This window comes from Lysinibacillus sp. FW301-JW8 (assembly GCF_058788755.1).
On record NZ_JBYTBB010000016.1, the window covers coordinates 39,352 to 59,545 of the forward strand.

General features: G+C 37.7%; 19 protein-coding genes and 1 riboswitch. Of the genes, 2 read left to right on the plus strand and 17 right to left on the minus strand.

Annotation, left to right across the window (positions count from 1 at the left end; genetic code table 11):
* Positions 1 to 15: 15 nt before the first annotated feature.
* From AC3WOM_RS08900 to AC3WOM_RS08950, 11 genes are all read right to left on the minus strand, one after another.
* On the minus strand, positions 16 to 885 hold the full coding sequence (locus tag AC3WOM_RS08900; protein ID WP_492446278.1) for a response regulator: 870 nt from the start codon (positions 883 to 885) through the stop codon (positions 16 to 18).
* 269 nt (positions 886 to 1,154) lie between these two features.
* Positions 1,155 to 2,012 carry a MetQ/NlpA family ABC transporter substrate-binding protein gene (locus AC3WOM_RS08905; RefSeq protein WP_427547286.1) on the minus strand — a complete coding sequence of 286 codons (858 nt, stop codon included), beginning with the start codon at positions 2,010 to 2,012 and terminating at the stop codon, positions 1,155 to 1,157.
* Positions 2,013 to 2,074: 62 nt separating this feature from the next.
* Positions 2,075 to 2,743 carry a methionine ABC transporter permease gene (locus AC3WOM_RS08910; RefSeq protein WP_427547288.1) on the minus strand — a complete coding sequence of 223 codons (669 nt, stop codon included), beginning with the start codon at positions 2,741 to 2,743 and terminating at the stop codon, positions 2,075 to 2,077.
* On the minus strand, positions 2,733 to 3,761 hold the full coding sequence (locus AC3WOM_RS08915; protein WP_427547319.1) for a methionine ABC transporter ATP-binding protein: 1,029 nt from the start codon (positions 3,759 to 3,761) through the stop codon (positions 2,733 to 2,735). Before AC3WOM_RS08915 ends, AC3WOM_RS08910 begins: the two co-directional genes overlap by 11 nt.
* A gap of 83 nt (positions 3,762 to 3,844) precedes the next feature.
* Positions 3,845 to 3,948: riboswitch (SAM riboswitch) on the minus strand.
* A 56-nt stretch (positions 3,949 to 4,004) separates the two neighbouring features.
* Complete coding sequence (locus tag AC3WOM_RS08920) at positions 4,005 to 4,316, minus strand: thioredoxin family protein (protein ID WP_427547290.1); 312 nt, start codon at positions 4,314 to 4,316, stop codon at positions 4,005 to 4,007.
* A gap of 14 nt (positions 4,317 to 4,330) precedes the next feature.
* A complete protein-coding gene (locus AC3WOM_RS08925) occupies positions 4,331 to 4,672 on the minus strand; it encodes a toprim domain-containing protein (RefSeq protein ID WP_427547293.1) in 342 nt (113 codons plus the stop codon).
* A gap of 164 nt (positions 4,673 to 4,836) precedes the next feature.
* Complete coding sequence (gene gcvH / locus AC3WOM_RS08930; RefSeq protein ID WP_004228227.1) at positions 4,837 to 5,217, minus strand: glycine cleavage system protein GcvH; 381 nt, start codon at positions 5,215 to 5,217, stop codon at positions 4,837 to 4,839.
* 81 nt (positions 5,218 to 5,298) lie between these two features.
* Entirely contained in the window at positions 5,299 to 5,655 is a 357-nt protein-coding gene (locus AC3WOM_RS08935) for an arsenate reductase family protein (protein ID WP_492446281.1), read from the minus strand.
* A gap of 288 nt (positions 5,656 to 5,943) precedes the next feature.
* Positions 5,944 to 7,728 carry an acyl-CoA dehydrogenase FadE gene (locus AC3WOM_RS08940; RefSeq protein ID WP_427547299.1) on the minus strand — a complete coding sequence of 595 codons (1,785 nt, stop codon included), beginning with the start codon at positions 7,726 to 7,728 and terminating at the stop codon, positions 5,944 to 5,946.
* A 127-nt stretch (positions 7,729 to 7,855) separates the two neighbouring features.
* Positions 7,856 to 9,028 carry an acetyl-CoA C-acetyltransferase gene (locus AC3WOM_RS08945; protein WP_427547301.1) on the minus strand — a complete coding sequence of 391 codons (1,173 nt, stop codon included), beginning with the start codon at positions 9,026 to 9,028 and terminating at the stop codon, positions 7,856 to 7,858.
* 49 nt (positions 9,029 to 9,077) lie between these two features.
* Positions 9,078 to 11,462, minus strand: a complete 2,385-nt coding sequence (locus AC3WOM_RS08950) for a 3-hydroxyacyl-CoA dehydrogenase/enoyl-CoA hydratase family protein (RefSeq protein ID WP_492446283.1) — start codon at positions 11,460 to 11,462, stop codon at positions 9,078 to 9,080.
* Between the two features lie 388 nt (positions 11,463 to 11,850).
* Here AC3WOM_RS08950 and AC3WOM_RS08955 point away from each other — a divergent pair, with 388 nt between their 5' ends.
* Positions 11,851 to 12,168, plus strand: a complete 318-nt coding sequence (locus AC3WOM_RS08955; protein ID WP_427547306.1) for a thioredoxin family protein — start codon at positions 11,851 to 11,853, stop codon at positions 12,166 to 12,168.
* A gap of 267 nt (positions 12,169 to 12,435) precedes the next feature.
* On the plus strand, positions 12,436 to 12,948 hold the full coding sequence (locus AC3WOM_RS08960) for a C39 family peptidase (protein ID WP_492446284.1): 513 nt from the start codon (positions 12,436 to 12,438) through the stop codon (positions 12,946 to 12,948).
* Between the two features lie 91 nt (positions 12,949 to 13,039).
* Here the strand turns inward: AC3WOM_RS08960 and AC3WOM_RS08965 are convergent, their stop codons facing one another.
* The 6 genes from AC3WOM_RS08965 to AC3WOM_RS08990 all read right to left on the minus strand — a co-directional run bounded on the left by AC3WOM_RS08965 (position 13,040) and on the right by AC3WOM_RS08990 (position 20,014).
* Entirely contained in the window at positions 13,040 to 13,927 is an 888-nt protein-coding gene (locus tag AC3WOM_RS08965; protein WP_427547322.1) for a 5'-3' exonuclease, read from the minus strand.
* Positions 13,928 to 14,186: 259 nt separating this feature from the next.
* Positions 14,187 to 15,176, minus strand: coding sequence for an agmatinase family protein (locus tag AC3WOM_RS08970; protein ID WP_427547311.1), 990 nt, complete (start codon positions 15,174 to 15,176; stop codon positions 14,187 to 14,189).
* A 1-nt stretch (position 15,177) separates the two neighbouring features.
* On the minus strand, positions 15,178 to 16,449 hold the full coding sequence (gene hutI / locus AC3WOM_RS08975; protein ID WP_492446286.1) for an imidazolonepropionase: 1,272 nt from the start codon (positions 16,447 to 16,449) through the stop codon (positions 15,178 to 15,180).
* Between the two features lie 172 nt (positions 16,450 to 16,621).
* A complete protein-coding gene (locus AC3WOM_RS08980) occupies positions 16,622 to 17,626 on the minus strand; it encodes a polysaccharide deacetylase family protein (protein ID WP_427545538.1) in 1,005 nt (334 codons plus the stop codon).
* Positions 17,614 to 18,360 carry a GNAT family N-acetyltransferase gene (locus AC3WOM_RS08985; RefSeq protein WP_492446289.1) on the minus strand — a complete coding sequence of 249 codons (747 nt, stop codon included), beginning with the start codon at positions 18,358 to 18,360 and terminating at the stop codon, positions 17,614 to 17,616. Before AC3WOM_RS08985 ends, AC3WOM_RS08980 begins: the two co-directional genes overlap by 13 nt.
* Complete coding sequence (locus AC3WOM_RS08990) at positions 18,341 to 20,014, minus strand: GNAT family N-acetyltransferase (RefSeq protein WP_492446291.1); 1,674 nt, start codon at positions 20,012 to 20,014, stop codon at positions 18,341 to 18,343. Before AC3WOM_RS08990 ends, AC3WOM_RS08985 begins: the two co-directional genes overlap by 20 nt.
* Positions 20,015 to 20,194: the final 180 nt, after the last annotated feature.

Genomic DNA, 20,194 nt, shown 5'->3' on the forward strand with positions numbered 1-20,194 from the left:
AAATGGATAGCACTATCATAGCCAAAACCTCGCAAAAGTTCGTTTAATTTTTGCCTCTAGCAAACGCAAATTAAATGGTTTGACAATATATTCATCAACGCCGCCTTCATAAGCATTTAGTGCGGCTATTTCGGAATTTCGCTCTGACATCATATATATTATAAATTTTTTTTCATTAGGCATATTTCGTAAAATGTGAAGAATTTCTAAACCATTTTTACGAGGTAAAATATCATTCATGACAATTAAATGCATATGTCCGGTTTTATAGGTATCGGACTGTAAAAAGCTAAAGCCATCTTCATAGGCAGTTACTGCTAATGTAAAATAAGGTATATCTAATTGGTTGAGAGTGGATTCAAGGACTTTTCTAAAAATAGGGTTTTGTTCAAGGATACTTACCTTCACCTGCTCATTTGGTTGCTCACGATAATCCTCGATTTGTGCTATGGACCATGTTGATTGTTCATTATCTGCTAATTTTTGCTTATTTTTAGCTATCAACGTTTCAAAGTCTACACTATTATTTCTAATTTCCGTTATAGATGCTTTTAATGTTATACGATTAAATGCCTTCTCTTCTTTTAAAATAGCAAAAATCCGATTCAGAAAGGCTTTTGCCTCTACATCACTACTCTGTAAAAAGAATATCCCCCAGTGCTCTCCATCAGCTAATTGAAAAAGTAAATCTGTTTTGCGGATTTTTAATTGTAAAAAGGTAGTCATTTTATTATGAGTGGTAGGCAGCTGTAAGGGATGCGCTAATTTTAAAAAAACTGCCGTAAACGTAAGTCGTGATCGTATAACACTTTCACGCCAAATTTCAAAATATCGTTTAACTTCATGCTCCTGCATGACATCTTCTGTACTCATTATTTTACTCATTGGTTTCACTCCAATATTGATATAAGAGGTATTTCAATCTCTTTACTATTTTCTATCACTTATTTCATATATAAACAACAGAACTATAGTAATAAATTATACTACTCAATTTCTATACAAAAATATTGGAAATATCATTTTTCTTCTGTCAAAATATAATATTTTTTTGATTTACTTTACAAAAAATTGACTTTCATACTACTAAAATCCCAACAACAAAAAAGGTATGTAAGCTTTATCACTCACATACCCTTTTATAAAAATATTAATTATTGAACTGGTACAACTGAACCTTTCCATTCCTCAAGGATGAAGTCTTGGATTTCTTTTGATGTTAGAACTTCTAATAATTTTTTAATTTCTTCCTTTGTTTCATCTCCAGCACGAACAGCAATAATATTCACATACGGAGACTCTTTATCTTCAAGAGCAATTGAATCATTAACTGGATTTAAGCCATTATCGATTGCAAAGTTAGAGTTAATTAGTACCGCATCACCTTCATTATTTTCGTACATTTGTACAAGCATTTCAGGAGCAGTATTTGCATCGAATTTGAAGTTTTTAGGATTTTCAGCGATATCTTTAAGCTCTGCTGCTGTTTTGTCAATGCCGTCTTTTAGTTTAATTAAGCCCTTAGCTTCCAATAATGAAAGCATACGACCGTGGTCTGCAACTGAGCTAGAAAGTAGAATTGTTGCGCCCTCTGGTAGTTCATCAAGTGTTTTATATTTTTTAGAGTAGATGCCGATTGGCTCAATATGAACACCACCTGCATTTACGAAATCATAGCCATTGTCTTTAATTTGAAGCTCCAAATAAGGAATATGTTGGAAATAGTTAGCATCAAGTGTTTTAGAGTCTAAATCTTGGTTAGGTAATACATAATCTGTATACGTTTCAATTTTAAGATCAATACCCTGTTCAGCTAAAATCGGTTTTGCTTTTTCTAGGATAACTGCGTGTGGTGTATTTGAAGCACCTACTGTTAATGTTACATTTTCTTTACTATCTGTTTTATCTTCTGTTGATGCACCTGAGCTTGCATCATCTTTTTTACCAGCACCACAAGCAGCTAAAGCTAGTACTAATACTGATAAGAATAATCCCGCTAATAACTTCTTCATTTTATTACACTCCCTTTTATTTTGTTCAAAAATATGTTAACGGTAGAAAACCGAAATAACCTTTAACGTTTATCTGTTTTAGCAGTAATCATATCGCCTATCCATTGAATAATAAATACGACTACTAAGATTAGAATAGTTGCCATTAATGTCACATCAGAGCGATTACGTTGGAAGCCGTCCAAGAAAGCTAAGTTTCCTAACCCGCCTGCACCAATAATTCCAGCCATAGCTGTATACCCAACAAGTGCGACTGCTGTTACAGTAATACCTGAAATAAGTGCTGGTAATGATTCTGGAATTAACACCTTCCATATAATAGTAGAAGTTTTAGCACCCATAGAACGGGCTGCCTCGATTACCCCTTTATCAATTTCACGTAATGCAATTAATACCATACGTGCATAGAATGGTGCAGCACCAATAATTAGTGCTGGCAACGCAGCATTGGCACCTCGGATTGTGCCGAACAAGAATTTCGTAAATGGAATTAATAAAATAATTAACAAGATAAATGGAAGTGAACGGAAAATATTTACGAGTGATCCTGTTAAAAAATTAACAATCTTATTAGCCCAAAGTTGATGTGGACTTGTTAAAAATAATACGATTCCAATTACTAATCCAAGGATGAATGTTACTACGGTTGAAAAAGCAGTCATATACAATGTTTCATAGGTAGCTGTCCACATTCGCTCCCAGTCGACATTCGGAAAGAGATTAGTTAGCATTTGAAATCACCTCCGTTTGTACTTCGACTGTATTTAAGTAACCTAATGCATCAGCAACATTTGCCTCTGTACCATCAATTTGCACAATAAGTGTACCGTAAGCACCGTTTTTCGTTTGAGAGATATTACCATGCACAATACTGACTTCTACATCAAAGTGCTTGACGAGGTGTGAAATAACAGGTTGCTCTGTTTTTTCGCCGACAAAAATTAGCTTAACAAGTTGTCCAGTTGGATAATTTGCTTTTATTTGTGCAACCGTCTCCTGCGTTTCCTTTGTATCTGTAATTTGAGACACAAATTTTTTCGTAATAGTGGCTTGTGGTGCTTGAAATACTTGTAAAACCTCACCACGTTCTACTATTTCTCCTGCCTCCATTACTGCTACACGATGACAGATTTTACGAATAACGTGCATTTCATGTGTAATTAACACAATTGTTAATCCTAAACGCTCGTTAATATCAACAAGTAAATCCAAGATTGCATCCGTAGTCTCTGGATCAAGTGCTGAGGTTGCCTCATCACATAATAAAACCTCTGGATTATTGGCTAGCGCTCTAGCAATACCGACACGTTGCTTTTGACCACCCGATAGCTGTGATGGATACGCCTGATCACGTCCATCTAAACCAACAAGGGTAATCAATTCTTTCACACGTGCATCACGCTGTGCCTTTGAAACACCTGCGATTTCTAGTGGAAAAGCGATATTTTCAGCAACGGTTCTAGACCATAGTAGATTAAAATGCTGGAAAATCATACTTACCTTTTGTCTAGCATCTCTGAGCTTTTGCCCCTTTATAGATGAAAACTCTTGATTGTTAACCTTCACCGTACCAGATGTAGGCTTTTCTAAGCCGTTCAATAAACGAATCATCGTACTTTTACCAGCGCCACTATAGCCGATAATGCCAAATATTTCACCTTTATTAATGGAAAGGTTTACGTCTTTGACTGCTGTTAATTCGCCATTTGCGGTTTTGTATTTCTTCGTAATATTTTGAAGCTGGATCATAGCGAATACTCCTTTTCTCATATAGAAAACCCCTTCACTCACAGACAAGTAGAAGGGGTCACGTATTTATACGCTCAACCGTTCTCTCATCTTTCAAAGATAAATCTTTGGGTGATTTGGCACCTTTTCACTTTGTGATGGTTGCCGGGCTTCATAGGGCACTTCCCTCCGCCACTCTTCATAAGAGTTCGATATATTTAATGTTTTAGTAATCTATTTGTTACTTTACCATGCTAGCAAACTTCAGTCAATTGATTTTTTTAACAATTCGTATAAAAATGGTACGGATTGAAAAGCATAGATTTTTTCTGTCACTTTTCCGCCATCACAGACGAGTAGACAAGGTACACTCTCGATTTCGTGATCTAAAGCAATCTCCTCAACAAAATTTAGGTTTGCTTTGCCGATTTGAAGCTTAGGCAGTAATTGCTCAACAATCATCATCATTTTCGATGCTACAGCACATGTACCACACAAAGGTGTATATAAATAAAAGGCAGCTCTTTCCCCCGACTGGATAGCCGCGACCCACTGCTCTTTTGACCATTCTTCCATTTTTTCACGCAACCTTACAAAATAAATTGATTATGGATTGAGAAATGTGCTCGTAGCAATATCATTGCTAATATCTTTCTTGGAGTTGTCTCGACTTCTTTATACGTTGGCATTGTACGTAAATGCTCTGCCTCTGGATAATGTCTGTCCATTAATGCCCGCAGCTTATCTCCTGATGGATCTGCATCAAAAAATGTATAAAGCTCACAGCCTTCATATGGATCAAGCAACACTTCTAATTGATGCACACCAATTGTACCATTCGTACAAAGTATTGTGACATCTTCACTTAAAATAGGTTCAATTTGAAGCTTATCCGAACGGCCTTCAACAATTAAGCATTTTCCCTCGAACATCACGCCACCCCCATTAGACATATCCCTTTTCCTTATAATCATTATATCAATTAAGTACTAACGATGGTAATGTTAGACACCCATTGAGAAGCAAACTATCTTACCAGCCATGAAGATAATAAAAAACGTCGGTAAATGCCGACGTTTTTCTATTAGGGCTTGTCTTATTCAGCGATCATTTCTTCGTATTGCTCTGCTGTCATAAGCTTTTCAACTTCTGATGCATCAGCAGGCTCAACAACGATCATCCAAGCTTTTTCATATGGTGATTCATTAACGAATTCTGGGCTATCTTCTAAATCTGCATTTACTTCAACTACTGTACCTGAGATTGGTGCATATAATTCAGAAACAGTTTTCACTGATTCTACGCTACCGAATGGATCGTCTGTTTTGATTTCATCGCCAACTTGTGGAAGCTCAACGAAAACGATATCTCCTAATTCAGATTGTGCGAAGTGAGTAATACCGATACGTACTTTTCCATCTTCTACTTTTACCCATTCATGTTCTTCAGAGTATCGTAAGTCTTTAGGTGTGCTCATGCAAAAAACCCCTCCATAAATATGTAATATATTCACTTTCAGTTTGCCATACTTCTACTATAAAAACAAGGATAATTACGGCTATTTCCAAGCTTGCTCAAAATCAGATTCTTTAAACCCTAAAGTTACTTTTTTACCATCAGTAACGATTGGACGTTTGATTAACATACCATCAGAAGCAAGTAGCTCGAGCTGCTCCTCCTCAGTCATATCAGCAAGTTTGTCCTTCAAACCAAGCTCTCTATACTTCATGCCAGACGTATTAAAAAACTTTTTCAGTGGTATTCCGCTTGTTTGCCATAGCTTAGTTAATTCGTCCTTTGTAGGTGGTTGTTCTACAATGTGTATCTCTTCATACGCTATATCATTGTCGTTTAGCCATTTTTGCGCTTTCTTACAAGTTGTACATTTTGGATATTGGATAAATTGAATCGTCATTGAAAGGCTCCTCTACTTTCTTTTTAGGACACTGAATTTTCTGTGTCTTCCTCATTTTCTGTAGTATACCATCATAACCTTACAAACCAAAATGAAACAGTTTTAGCTGTTCTCTCCCCAAAATCCAGACTCCACTACAGTCTATCCATCTCTTTCTTAATTCTATCCGTCACTTCGATGTTTCTATCAGTCACTTTTGTAAATCTATCCGTTACTCTCTGAATTCTATCCGTCTCAACCATAAAAAGCCCAGCTATCCAATTAAAGATAGCTAGGCTGTTTTATTTATTACACTACATATTTTTCTGCGTCAATCAACTTAACAGATGCTTCACGTTTCTTCGCGATTAAGTTGTAAGGATTGTTGCGTGTTAGCTTACGTAGTGCAGATAGCGTCATGCGCGCTGCATCTCCGTCCGCTGAAGCAAGAATTGTATCTTTTGCCTCTTTTTCAATTTCTGCAAATGCTTCCTGACAGAAGATTTGCGTATACAGTAATTTTTGCTGTGCTTTTTCAGCACCATCACGTGCAATTGCTTTCTCAGTACGTAATACAGCTGACTCCATCGCAAATAATTGGTTAGCGATATTCGCAATATTCACCAATACCTCTTGCTCTTGATCAAGCTTCGGACCAAAGCGTTGTGCTGCTAAGCCTGCAGCTAATACTGCGATTTTCTTTGCATTTTTCACTAGATATTTTTCTTGTGCTAATGGCTCTGTACCAATATCTTCAGGCATTAGCATAAGCAGCTCTTGCTGTAAATTTTGAGCCACTTGTAATAATGGAAGCTCACCCTTTAATGCCTTCTTCATAAATGTACCTGGTACAATCATACGGTTAATTTCATTTGTTCCTTCAAAAATTCGATTAATACGAGAATCGCGATAAATTCGCTCTACCTCATATTCAGCCATAAAGCCATAACCGCCATGAAGTTGTACTGCTTCATCTGCAATATAGTCTAATGTTTCTGATCCAAATACTTTCGCAATAGAGCATTCAATTGCATATTCAGCGATAGCACCTGCAATTACTTTTCCTTGCTTTTGCTCTTCAGGGCTTAACTGACTTAAACGATCCTCAAATAGACCAACAGTCCGATAATTTAATGATTCAGAAGCATACAATTGAGAAGCCATTGTTGATAATTTCTCTTTTGTAAGATTGAAATCAGATAGCTTTGTTTTAAATTGCTGACGTTGGTTTGTATATTGAATCGCCAGCTCTAATGCGCGTTTAGATCCGCCAATTGTACCAACACCTAGTTTATAACGACCAATATTTAAAATATTAAAGGCAATTACGTGTCCTCGGCCGATTTCACCTAATAGATTTTCTGCAGGTACTTCTGCATCTTCTAACACTAATGTACGAGTGGATGAAGATTTAATCCCCATTTTCTTCTCTTCAGGCCCCACTGAAACACCGTTAAATGCACGTTCTACGATAAATGCAGAGAATTTATCGCCATCGATTTTAGCGTACACAACAAATACGTCTGCAAAGCCTGCATTTGTAATCCATTGCTTTTCACCATTTAGAATATAATGAGTGCCTGCATCATTTAGTTTTGCAGTCGTTTTTGCCCCTAATGCATCAGAACCAGAACCTGGCTCTGTTAATGCGTAGGCAGCAATTAATTCACCTGAAGCTAGCTTTGGTAAGTATTTTTGCTTTTGCTCTTCATTACCAAACAATACAATTGGTAATGAACCAATACCCACATGTGCACCATGCGTAATTGAGAAACCACCCGCAACTGACATTTTTTCTGCGATTAAGGCAGAAGATACTTTGTCTAATCCTAAGCCCTCATATTCTTCAGGTACATCTGCACCTAGTAAACCTAGCTCCCCAGCACTTTTCAGAAGACGAACTGAATGCTCGAATTCATGATGCTCTAAGTTTTCAACGACTGGTAGTACTTCATTTGTTACATATTCTTCTGTCGTTTTTGCAATCATTTTATGCTCATCTGTGAAATCTTCAGGTGTAAACACACGATCTAATTCCACATCTTCAACAAGAAATCCGCCGCCTTTAATGAAATCCGTTGTTTTTTCTGTCATGATTAATTCCTCCCAATATATCCATTTTCGATTGTTTAATCCCCTAATGTTCCTATATAGAAAAGCTTGAAATATACATGTTCGGAGGCAACCGTAAACAGTACACCTCAAGCTTATCTAGCAATTACTACAGAATTTCAAATACGCCTGCAGCACCCATACCGCCGCCAATACACATTGTTACAACTCCATATTTCTTACCTTGACGCTTCAATTCATGAATAAGCTTTAATGTTAAAATAGCTCCAGTTGCGCCTAGTGGATGACCTAATGCGATTGCTCCGCCATTCACATTTACTTTATCTTGATCAATACCTAAATGACGTACAACCTGTAATGATTGTGACGCAAAAGCTTCGTTGATTTCCCATAGATCAATATCATCTATTGATAATCCTGCAATTTCTAACGCTTTTGGCACTGCCACAATCGGCCCAATACCCATTACTTCAGGTGGTACGCCCCCAACTGCAAAGCCTAGGAATTTTGCCATTGGCGTCAGTCCTTGCTTATCAGCCTCCTCACGATCCATCACTAGTACAGCTGCTGCTCCATCAGATGTTTGAGAGGCATTACCAGCAGTCACACTACCTTTTACATGGAAAGCTGGACGTAGTTTTGCTAAACCTTCTGAAGATGTACCTGGACGTACACCTTCATCCATACTAAACGTGAATTTCTTCACTTGTGGTTTATTGTTAGCATCCACGAAATGCTGCTCCACCTCTATAGGAACAATCTCATCATTGAATTTACCTTCTTTAATCGCCTTCTCAGCAAGCGCATGCGAACGAACAGCAAAGGCATCTTGATCTTCTCGACTAACATTGTATTGACGTGCGACTTCCTCTGCTGTATGCCCCATTCCCATATAATAACGAGGAGCAGTTTCAGCTAAAGTCGGATTCAAACGTGGTGTATTTCCCACCATTGGCACCATACTCATTGACTCGACGCCACCAGCAAGTATCGCCTTCGAATGACCCAGCATAATTCGTTCTGCTGCATAAGCAATGGCTTGTAAGCCTGATGAACAGAATCTATTTATTGTTAGTGCTGGTGTTGTATCTGGTAATCCTGCTAGTGCGCCAATACTGCGCGCTACATTCATCCCCTGCTCAGCTTCCGGCATAGCACAGCCTAAAATCAAATCATCAATCGGCCCTTCATAGCCAGCTCTTTTTAATGTTTCTTTGACAACTACGGCACCAAAATCATCTGGTCTCACTGTTGCTAAAGAACCCTTTTTTGCTTTTCCAATTGGAGTTCGTGCTCCTGCTACAATAACGGCTTCACGCATCGTATTAATCCCCCTTTGTTTCATGTGCAAGATTTGTCTATTTCGTTCATTAGTTACGAAGTGGTTTCCCTTTTAACAGCATGTGCTGCATTCTTTGCTGTGAAAGTGGATCAGCAACAAGGCTAAGGAATGCCTCACGCTCTAAATTTAATAGATACTGCTCATCGACTAATGTGCCGTATGGAACCTTACCGCCTGCAAGAACATAAGCTAACTTTTTAGCAATTTTTAAATCATGCTCACTAATAAAGCCTGACTCATACATACCTTGCGCTCCCATAAGTAATGTACCGTAGCCCGATGCACCGACCACAGGCACCTTTGTTGGCACAGGTGGTTGATAACCTGATTCGTAAAGCGCTAATGCTGCCTGCTTCGCGTCATATAATTGATGGTCCGAATTAACAGAAATACCATCTACAAAGTTTAAAAAGTTGTTTTCTCGTGCTTCCTCACCAGATGTTGAAACTTTTGCCATCGCAATCTTTTCAAATACTTTATTAGCAATATGTTGATAATCTATCTCGACGCCATTCGGTAAACCTTTTAGGAATTTTTGATAGAGTGCTTTATTACCACCTCCACCTGGAATTAAGCCAACGCCCACTTCCACTAACCCCATATAGGTTTCCATCGTTGCCTGAATATGTGCAGCTGGTAAACATACCTCTGCTCCACCACCAAGAGTCATGGCAAACGGTGCTGCGACAACAGGCTTACGAGAATATTTAATTTTTTGCATCGCATCTTGGAACGCTTTAATCACAAAATCTAACTCAAAAATATTATCATCCTGTGCTTCTACTAAAATCATGCCTAGATTTGCGCCAACACAGAAGTTTTTCCCTTGATTGCCGATGACTAAGCCCTTGTAGTTGGTCTCTACTTCATCCACCGCAAAGTTAATCATTTGGATAATATCTAAACCAATAGCATTCGACTGAGAATGGAATTCTAATAATGCAATACCATCTCCTAAATCTATTAAGCTAGCACCTGTATTTGATTTAATAACACCATGCTTTTTCTTATAGCGTTTTAAGTTAATTTCCTTTTCATTTACTGGTACTTTTACATACTCGGAACCATTGTAGTATGCTAAGTCACCATCAATTTCTGTATAGAAAGTGTCAATACCATTTGCTAACATTTCTTTTACAAATGCAGGTACTTCACGTCCCTCTGCCTCCATTTTTGTGACGGAATCTTTTACGCCAAGCGCATCCCATATTTCAAACGGACCTTGCTGCCAGCCGAAGCCCCATTTCATCGCATTATCAATTGCTACGATATCATCAGCGATTTCGCCATATAGCTGTGCAGAGTAAATAAGTGTTGGAGCGAAGATACCCCATAATAATTCTCCTGTACGATCCTTGGCATATGTTAAAGCTTTTACCTTATTAGCTAGACCACGAGTTTGTTTTGCCATTTCAATAGAAGGTGTTTTTAATTTTTTCACTGGGCTATACTCTAATGTATCTGGGTCAATTTCAAGTATTTCTTTACCTTGCTTTAAGAAGAAACCTTGACCAGACTTTGCGCCCAGCCAGCCATTTTCCACCATTTTTTGTAAAAATTCTGGTACTGCAAATACTTGCTGCTCTTCACCAGTAGTTTGATCATAAACATTTTTCGCTACGTGGATAAATGTATCTAAACCAACAACATCTAAAGTACGGAAGGTTGCAGATTTGGGACGCCCAATTAATGGACCCGTTACAGAATCAACCTCACCGACTGAATATTTCCCCTTCACCATTTCTTGTAAAGTGATTAGTAAACCGTATGTACCAATACGGTTGGCAATAAAGTTTGGTGTATCCTTGGCAAGCACCACGCCTTTTCCAAGTACATCCTCGCCAAATGTTTTCATAAAGCTTACAACCTCTGGTGCTGTGGTATTGGCTGGAATGACCTCAAGTAATTTTAAATAGCGTGGCGGATTGAAGAAGTGAGTGCCTAAGAAATGCTTTTGAAAATCCTCTGAGCGCCCTTCAGCCATTGCATTAATGCTGATACCAGAAGTGTTTGAGCTAACAATTGTTCCTGAAGTACGTACAGCATCAATTTTTTCATATAGGCTTTGCTTAATCGCTAAATTTTCAACGACAACTTCAATAATCCAATCTACATCTTTTAACTTCCCTAAATCATCCTCAAAGTTGCCGACCGTTAGTAGTGATAAATTTTTCTTAGAAGTAAGTGGTGCTGGCTTTTGCTTTACTAACTTTTGAAGGGCTCCATTCACAATACGATTTCTTACAGCAGGATGCTCTAGAGAAAGTCCCTTCGTTTCTTCCTCTGCTGTTAGTTCCTTCGGTGCAATGTCTAATAATAGTGTTGGAATACCGATGTTTGCTAAATGTGCAGCAATACCAGAGCCCATAACACCTGAACCTAGAACAGCTGCTTTTTTAATATTGTAAGTCACAAGCATTTCCCCCTTATTCTCCCATTGAATGAATAGCCATTCATTTTTTGGCCAAAAAAATATCAAGTTTGCCTTTGTGTATTTTTGTCCAGATTTTTCATACGACTAGCTTAATTCAGCCTAACATCTGTAACATACAACCAAGACCTATCTTCATTCAGCGATTATCGGTAGCGAATGAAGATAAAACTACTTTTTCTGTTTTTAGTGTAGATTATTTTGTCTAATTTAGCAATCTTTTTTCTTCATTTATTTTTGCAATATACAACTTTTTTTGTTTTTTACGAGCAAAAACAGGACAATAAGTAGCTACCAATTATCCCAAACAGAAAACTTTCAGGATACGTAAAAAATGTGTAGAATGGAAAGCAAGGAGAGTGAAATACTAATGAAAACAATTACAACTGCTGAACAATTTAATGAACTGATCTCAGGTGACCAAAAGGTACTAGTGAAATTTTACGCTGGCTGGTGCCCCGATTGCACACGTATGAATATGTTCATCGATCCAATTATTGAAGAATACAGCCAATATGACTGGTACGAGCTGAACCGTGATGAGCTTCCAGAAATTGCAGACAAATATGATGTTATGGGTATTCCAAGCCTACTAATTTTCCAAAACGGTGAAAAATTAGCACACTTACATAGTGCTAATGCAAAAACACCTCAGCAAGTAACAGATTTCTTATCTGCACAGCAATAATTAGCTGGCTAAAAAATTGTATAATTGACATAGAAGAGCTACTGATCTGTGGCGAAAGCGAAGCGTCAGCCACAAGTAACAGATTTCTTGTCTGCACAGCAATAATTAACTGGGCTGAAAAAATTGTATAATTGACAAAAAAGAGCTACTGGTCTGTAGTGAAAGCGAACGTCAGACGCAAGCTATAGATTACTTATCCGCATAAAAATATCAAACAAAGAGCTGCATTTCATTTTGAAATGTGGCTCTTTTACAAAGGAGAATATAATGCGCCAACAATTATCATTACATGGAAAATCACAATACGATGCATCCATTTCGCCAAACTATCGTAATTCAGCCTGTGGACCTACAACGGTACATGTAATTTTAAACTATTTAGATGGGTCAGCTCCTTCAATAAATGAGCTTTATAAACTCCTTGGCGGCACGAAAATTGGATTATTCAAATGGCGCCTCATTCATAATCTTCGGCGCCTCTATCCAGCATGGGATATTCGTAATTGTTCATTAAAGGAGGCACTACTAGAAATCGATGCGGGTCGTCCAGTCGCTATACGCTTTGACCGCTATTTCAGCCTAAATTGGCAAGATAAAAAATCCGCTTTTGCCTATCACTGGGTACCTCTTATTGGCTATGAAATACGAAATGATGAACTATTGTTAATTTTCCACGATAATGGTGGTCCTAATCGTGAAAGTAAAATCCGAACAGCCTCATTTAAAGATAATATGAAGGTATTAAGCTTTATAAAAATCTCGCCTAATTTTTGTTCTTAATTCCTCGACTCAATATATCAACTAAAAGGTTGCAAAAATTATCATCAAAAAAGCAGAGCATAATTCTATACTCTGCGCTTAATAACCATTATTAAATTAGTGTATACAATGATCGTGCCTGTTTGGCTATTAATGTAAAACCGCGTTCCTCAATTTCTTTAAACAATTGCGGCTCATAGTTCGGTACCATGAGATGAGAGAAATCTGCATCAATTGGAATATTTGTTTGAATAGTTGCAAGCTCGTGTGACAGCTTTAGCATGTCTACATTTTCTTGAATTTTTGTACGTTGACCCGGCTTTAATTCATCTAATGAAGTCAGTACATTTTCAATCGTCCCATATGTTTGAATAAGTGTAAGCGCCTGCTTTGGTCCAATACCTTTAACTCCTGGGTAGCCATCACTTGTATCCCCCATAAAAGCCTTAACCTGTGCAAATTGAATTGGCTCAATACCATACTCCTCTTTAAAACGCGTATCTGTATATACGTCATACTCTGTATAGCCTTTTTTCGTAAAAGCAATTTCTGTTGATGGTCTTAAAAGCTGCAGTAAATCCTTATCTCCACTAATTACGGTAATATCAGCCTCATCCTGCCACTTTGTAATCATTGAGCCAATTAAGTCGTCAGCCTCCATCCCTTTAACGCCGAAATTTTGCCAGCCGATTTGTTGGGATAAATTTTTAGCCATATCGAATTGCGGTAGCATTTCATCTGGTGGTGAAGGTCGATTTGCCTTATAGCCATCAAATAATTCATTGCGAAATGTATGTGCACCCATATCCCAACAAACAGCAAGATGGGTCGGTCTCATGATAGATTGTGCTGTTAATACATGACGCACAAATCCTTGGGCACCATTAGTCGGCGTACCATCAGCAAGACGAATATAATGCCCCATTGCAGCTGAGGCAAAGAATGAGCGGAATAAAAGTGCCATGCCATCAACAATCAGTAATTTTGGTTTCGTTGTCATCATAAATAGTCCTCTCTATAACAATACAATGATTGTATTTATCCATCACTTAATTATTAACATTGTTCTATTATAGCAAACTATTATCAGTTACGCCCTAGCGTAATTGTGTCAGGATTTTTCAAGCTCAATTAAATCTGAGACATCCTCTTGGAGCTTTATACTGGCGTTTGCACCTCAGCTAGTTAGCAAAAAATCTACTATAGAGATGTTAAGACCTCATTGTGTAAATATTACCAACAAACAAATCATTACATCACTATCTAATCAAGGCTTTCGTTTTTGTTGATAGACGATTACGGTGATCCAATTTAATACCCGTTAGCCATTGTAAAAATGCTGTTACACCCATCTTTACTGTTTCTGGACGCAGATCGCCTTCCTTTGGATCTGCGTAAACAAAGTCAATATGGCGAACGCCTTCATTTTCACCAATGAGCTTTAAAATATCAAATAATTCATAGGCTGTTAATCCCCCCGGTGTTGCTGCTGGGACATCTGGTGCGAACGTAATATCTAACGCATCTAAATCTACAGATACATAAATGCGATCTACCTGATACATCAGCTGACGAAGCATTTCACGAATCGTTAGCTGAATGCCATCACGTCGCATTTGCTTTAACGTAATCATATGAATTCCCTGTTCTTTTGCATAGTGAATCATTTCAGGCGAATTAAAAAAGCCATGTAATCCGACATTATAGATATGTCTCCCCTCTACAATGCCTTCAGCTATCAGCTTCTGAATTGGGGAATCCATCGCTAAACCAATTTCCTCTTGATTACGAGCATCCAAATGTGTATCAATTTGGATAATGCCAATTCGTTCCTGTGGGAATGCATTTTTAATTCCTTTGATTGAACAACCTGTAATAGTATGATCTCCACCTAGAAGACAGGTAAAGCCTTTTGGATAAGCAGTACTTAAATTTTCTGCTGCTGCCTCGATAGCCGATTCAGAAAGCATCTTATCTGTCGCATAAATGGCTACATCACCAACATCTACGACTGCTAACGAACGTAAATCGACTTGCTCATCTAAATTATAGGATTGAAAGCTTGGCCATACCCTTCGAAATGCCGTTGGATATTGGGCCTTTTTTGAAGGTTCACTTGCATACGATAATAAAGCTCCATATATGATAATATCTACATCATTTGGATGCGGATTGTCCTTTTGCTTAATCCATTGATGCATAGCTGAGCCCTTTTCCTGCTTCCATTGACAATCTGATTGAATAAACATATTAACCGACCACCTTTACACCATTTTTCCAAACTTTTTTTACGTGATTGACACCAAAAATATAATGTAACTTTTGGTGATTATGTACATCCCATAGTACTAAATCTGCTTGTTTCCCTACTTCAATGGAACCTGCACGGTCTTCAATTTGAAGTGCACAAGCAGCATTATATGTCGCAGCACACAGGCTTTCTGCAGGTGTCATTTTCATCATAATACATGCTAGATTCATCACAAGCGGCATTGAAATCGTTGGAGAAGACCCAGGATTGCAATCCGTAGAAATAGCTACAGGCACACCTGCGTCAATTAAATCTCTTGCACGAGCTGGATTTTCGCCAAGATACAAGGCTGTTGTTGGTAATAAACATGCTATAACACCTGAATTTGCAAGCTCTTGAATTCCCTCATCGGATACTTTCAGTAAATGCTCAGCTGAGATTGCTCCTACCTTTGCCGCTACAAATGCTCCCTGGTTTTCAGCAATTTCATCAGCATGGATTTTTGGAATAAGCCCCTTCTTCTTACCTGCTAATAAAATACGCTCTGATTGCTCAGGGGTAAACACATCGACCTCACAAAATACATCAATAAATTTAGCTAAACCTTCCTCAACAACTGCAGGAATCATTTCCTCGATGACAAGTTTGATATATTGCTCTGGATTATCCCGATACTCCTCTGGCACAGCATGAGCACCCATAAAGGTTGGCACAATATCTATTGGATGCTTTTCATGCAATTTTCGCATCACGCGTAATTGCTTTAGCTCATTGTCCAAATCAAGCCCATAGCCACTTTTACTTTCAAGTGTCGTCACACCGTGCTGTAAAAATAAATCTAATCGTCTCGTAGTTTGGTTGAAAATATGCTCTTCGGACAATGCACGTATTTTTCTAGTTGTCGCATGTATTCCGCCGCCAGCATTCATAATATCCATATAACTCGCACCTTCTAAACGCATTTCAAATTCATGCTCTCGACTGCCACCAAAAACAACATGCGTATGTGGATCAATCAAACCAGGCGTCACGATTTTTCCTGTAGCATCTACAATGTCCGCTTCCTCTGCTCGCGGTAAATACTTCAAAATCAATTCACGTGTTGTTCCTACATCATGAATAACGCCATCTTCAATCCAGACACTTCCACCTTCAATAATCCCTAACTCTTTCATCTCCTCACGTATACGTGGACCTTTTTTTTCACTAGCAAGTGTCACTAATTGCGAAATATTTTGAATCCAAATCGGCCTTTGCTGTCTTTCTGTCATTCAACTATCCCCCTACTAATACTTCGAGCTTTTCAATATTTTTAGTACCATAAGTAATTACATTTTCGGCATACTTCTGTATTTTCCCTTTTATTTTTTAAAAATTGTCATTCTTGTGAGCTGAAACTTCCATTAAAATTAAAAAACGCAAACTAGAGCATTTTCTAGTTTGCTATTTTTTCTGTTTAGATAAATGATGACAAAGCTCTGCCACCTCGTACATGGCATAACTTTTATAGTTATATTTTTGAGATAGCTCTTGATAATACTGTAAAATCTCTTCAAGCATGGCTAAGTTTTTGCCTAATTTCTTGCCAAAATTATGAGGGTGCCACCATAAGTGATAAAATGTCTTTGTTGTCGCAGCCTCATGCATTGCCTCTTTAATACGTTTCATTTTTAAGCCCTCTAAAAAACGTAAAGAGCTGCAATATGGTCTTAAGAATGCACTTGAGTGAATATTAATCAATGTATCCTTTTGCATTTCCTCTAAAGTGACCAAATGATTTCCTGTTATATTCATATAACTATCCATCCATTTTTTGATTCTTATTGATCGACTAACATTTTGAGAACTATATAATGTATGATTTTCATTTCCGCGATAGCATATCAAACCCACTTCTCGACATGCTGCAAAATAGGCTTTATTCACCTGATTACGTGGAAAGACAATCGACTTCATTGGTCCAGTAGACTCCTCACAAATCATTGCAGTAGCATGTAAATCGGAACGAAAATCGGCTTCAGTTTGACCCTTTTCTAAACAATAGAAATGAGAAAATGTATGGCTTCCAATCTCCTGATGAGGGGTACATTTAATTCTCTCAATTAAGGATTTACCAAAATGTAAAAGATCTTGTTCTTCATTTTCTCCAACCTTGGCAAGCTGCATATGAGCTGCATAGCGCATATTGTCATATTTCACTGGGATTCCTCGTAAATAATGAGCCATTTCCGCCTTTGACTCTGCAAATAACAGTCCAACCGTAGCCCAAGTCGCATGAATGCCGTATTGTTCAAATAACGCTAAAATTTTAGGTAATGCTTGACGTACACCATTAATGTTTTTATTGTATTGCCCATATCTAAATGTATCATGGACACCCCAATTCAACTCAAAATCCAATGATATTACTAGACCCCCATGATTAAGTTCGATTGCTACTTCCTCCATTTTTGCACACCCAATAACAGTGCACTAATTTTGGAATGAGCAATATAACCAGAATAAACATTGACTACCTGTCCACCAAAGCTTAACTTAAATTCTCGAACATTTTGATCATCCGTTAGCTTCCCCATATCATATAAAACAAATCCTTGCTCCTTTAGATGTAATAAATTGTGCCAAAGTAAGAAGCGATTGGCGTAACGGATAGGACGTTTTAAATGATCGGGCGTCGTTTGAGAATGACAAGTGGCAACATAATAGGACATTGCCTTTTTAGCATGTACAATATCAAGTCTATAGCATAAAGTTTGTCCACAAATGCTTCGAATTTCAGACAACCATAAAGCTCCCTTTCTATTTAACAGCAGAATGGCTTCCATTTGAGACTTACTGATGGATTCAAGTTTTTTTCTTTTAGCAAAATTATTATAAAACTGCTGAAAGGCTCGTAAATTTTCTTCAGATGGCTCCTTATAAATAAAAACTTGATAGGCTTCTTTTTGAGCACGACGAAGTATTTTTCGGTTGCTTTCTGATAGTGCAAGATACAATGACAATGCACTTTCTGTAAGATGAATATGAACTGTCTCACTTTTAACAAGCTTTCGGCTCGGAACAAGTGAATGTGTATAGCCAATTACCTTCATTGATTTTCGAACATTTGCTGGCTTTTCTACAAAGTAAAAATGCTGCATTGCGATATTCCATCGCTTACTTTTAATGGACAGAATGAACATCGCCCCCACTCTCTGTGTTTTTTTCTACATGTGTTCGCTGAAAACGAGCACATTTGAAATGTTTCATTCGAGAAATAGGTTTATAGCCCAGCTTTATCAAGCGCTTCCGTTTACGCCATTGCCAAAAATTCGCTGTTATCCAGAGTGTTTGTGAAGGATAGATTTTTTGAAAAAAAGCTGTAATAATATCGATATTTTTATAAACATCATAGCTTAAAAAATAAGTCTGCTCTGGCAAACCCTCAACAATTTGCATTTTGTCTACATATAAAGAGGACGTATGTAAGGCAAACGCTGGCTGAGTCGTTTTAGCAAATGAATCTTTATATATAGTATATCCCTTATAAAATAGAGTAATGATTTCTTCCTGATTAAGCTGCATCGCCTCTTGTATGGACATTTTCTCAAACAAATCTCCTACAGGCCGTTGTGGCGGAACACTCTCTGATGGGGATAATTCATATACATTCACTTGCCTAAAACGAATAAACTTTTCTACGAATAGTTGTCCATATTCTAGCCAATCTTTGACTTTTCCATACTTTACTAAGTATCGTAATTGCTCTAGCGTATTGCGCCTCCATTTAACGAAGCGCTGATTCTGTATTACATATTCCTTTAGCCGTGCCTTCAAGATATACATATTTGCCAAAATCTTTGCTCGACTCGTCCCACTGCTGACAAGCATTTGCCTTGTAAAGTCAATGTTTGAGCGCCAGTCAAATTTATATGATTCATAGCCTATACTCATGTCAAACAAGTGGTAGTTCTCAGAGAAGGCTCGTTTAATATTCTCCTGATTTGCTATTCGACCAACGCTAAATATTTGAAAAATAGGCTCATAGGCAAGGGAATACGTCATATACCGCCCTCGACAGCAAAATCCAGAGGTAAAGGCAATCCATTGATCTTCAAAAACTAGTGCGTCTACCTTCACTTGTAGCGCTTCTCCTTTAAGGAGCGTTAGACGTTCAAGAAAATCTCGCTTTTTACCTTTTCTATAAGCACTCGTATCTAACCGTTTAGTCCAACGTCCATCCAATAAATTAAACATTTCCAAAAGCTCGTCCTGAGAGGGGGTTTTCCTTATTAAAGAGCCTATATTTCGTAATGTTCTTTCTCGATGATTCATATTGTGCTTTTTACTACATTGATGAAAATGGGTATGGTAGTCTATATCGCGAAAGTCTATATACGGAGTTACTACTCGAAAAATACTTGGAGGTAGTTGCCTTTCTACAAAATATTGCTCTAATATCTTCGTAGACGCCTTGCTTTCTAGTAACCCATGAAATGAAAATAATAGATGCTTATGCTTTTTTATAAGCTGATCAAAGACAAAGGTTGTTGCAGATAACATGGATTCTTTTTGTGCTACAAGCCCAGAGTAATTTGAACTTTCTTCCCCTGCAAATGCATAGATTCGTATTCCCCAACGAAGTCGAATCGCAAATGGGAAAAAGGCAATAATTTGCCCATTATCTTCAACTGCATAAAGCTCTACACACTCTCTTCTCCCCATAGTTTTCCACCAATTACAAAACCAGGAAAACTCAATAAATGGATTATCATTGCCTTCAATCGCTAAAATGTCATCCCACATATTTTTGTACCACAAAAGCTCATCATCAGTTCTAATGCGAATTAGTTGCACATCAATCACCTTTCTTAGCAAACTTAGAAACAGCCTAGTCTTAGATAAATCAACTTCATTTTTAGCACTTAACTCTATATATTCATAGAGATGATTTCTAGAACTTTTTTGGTCCAGTAATATAAAAAAAGAGGGCTATCAAGAAAGATAAATTCTTCTCAATAGCCCTTTCTTTTATAG

Coding starts and splice junctions, on each gene's coding strand:
- AC3WOM_RS08925 (WP_427547293.1), bottom strand. CDS start 4,672: ATGTTCGAGGGAAAATGCTTAATTGTTGAAGGCCGTTCGGATAAGCTT.
- AC3WOM_RS08985 (WP_492446289.1), bottom strand. CDS start 18,360: ATGTTCATTCTGTCCATTAAAAGTAAGCGATGGAATATCGCAATGCAG.
- AC3WOM_RS08945 (WP_427547301.1), bottom strand. CDS start 9,028: ATGCGTGAAGCCGTTATTGTAGCAGGAGCACGAACTCCAATTGGAAAA.
- AC3WOM_RS08910 (WP_427547288.1), bottom strand. CDS start 2,743: ATGCTAACTAATCTCTTTCCGAATGTCGACTGGGAGCGAATGTGGACA.
- AC3WOM_RS08915 (WP_427547319.1), bottom strand. CDS start 3,761: ATGATCCAGCTTCAAAATATTACGAAGAAATACAAAACCGCAAATGGC.
- AC3WOM_RS08980 (WP_427545538.1), bottom strand. CDS start 17,626: ATGGAGGAAGTAGCAATCGAACTTAATCATGGGGGTCTAGTAATATCA.
- AC3WOM_RS08920 (WP_427547290.1), bottom strand. CDS start 4,316: ATGGAAGAATGGTCAAAAGAGCAGTGGGTCGCGGCTATCCAGTCGGGG.
- AC3WOM_RS08955 (WP_427547306.1), top strand. CDS start 11,851: ATGAAAACAATTACAACTGCTGAACAATTTAATGAACTGATCTCAGGT.
- AC3WOM_RS08935 (WP_492446281.1), bottom strand. CDS start 5,655: ATGACGATTCAATTTATCCAATATCCAAAATGTACAACTTGTAAGAAA.
- hutI (WP_492446286.1), bottom strand. CDS start 16,449: ATGACAGAAAGACAGCAAAGGCCGATTTGGATTCAAAATATTTCGCAA.
- AC3WOM_RS08960 (WP_492446284.1), top strand. CDS start 12,436: ATGCGCCAACAATTATCATTACATGGAAAATCACAATACGATGCATCC.
- AC3WOM_RS08970 (WP_427547311.1), bottom strand. CDS start 15,176: ATGTTTATTCAATCAGATTGTCAATGGAAGCAGGAAAAGGGCTCAGCT.
- AC3WOM_RS08905 (WP_427547286.1), bottom strand. CDS start 2,012: ATGAAGAAGTTATTAGCGGGATTATTCTTATCAGTATTAGTACTAGCT.
- AC3WOM_RS08965 (WP_427547322.1), bottom strand. CDS start 13,927: ATGACAACGAAACCAAAATTACTGATTGTTGATGGCATGGCACTTTTA.
- gcvH (WP_004228227.1), bottom strand. CDS start 5,217: ATGAGCACACCTAAAGACTTACGATACTCTGAAGAACATGAATGGGTA.
- AC3WOM_RS08940 (WP_427547299.1), bottom strand. CDS start 7,728: ATGACAGAAAAAACAACGGATTTCATTAAAGGCGGCGGATTTCTTGTT.
- AC3WOM_RS08900 (WP_492446278.1), bottom strand. CDS start 885: ATGAGTAAAATAATGAGTACAGAAGATGTCATGCAGGAGCATGAAGTT.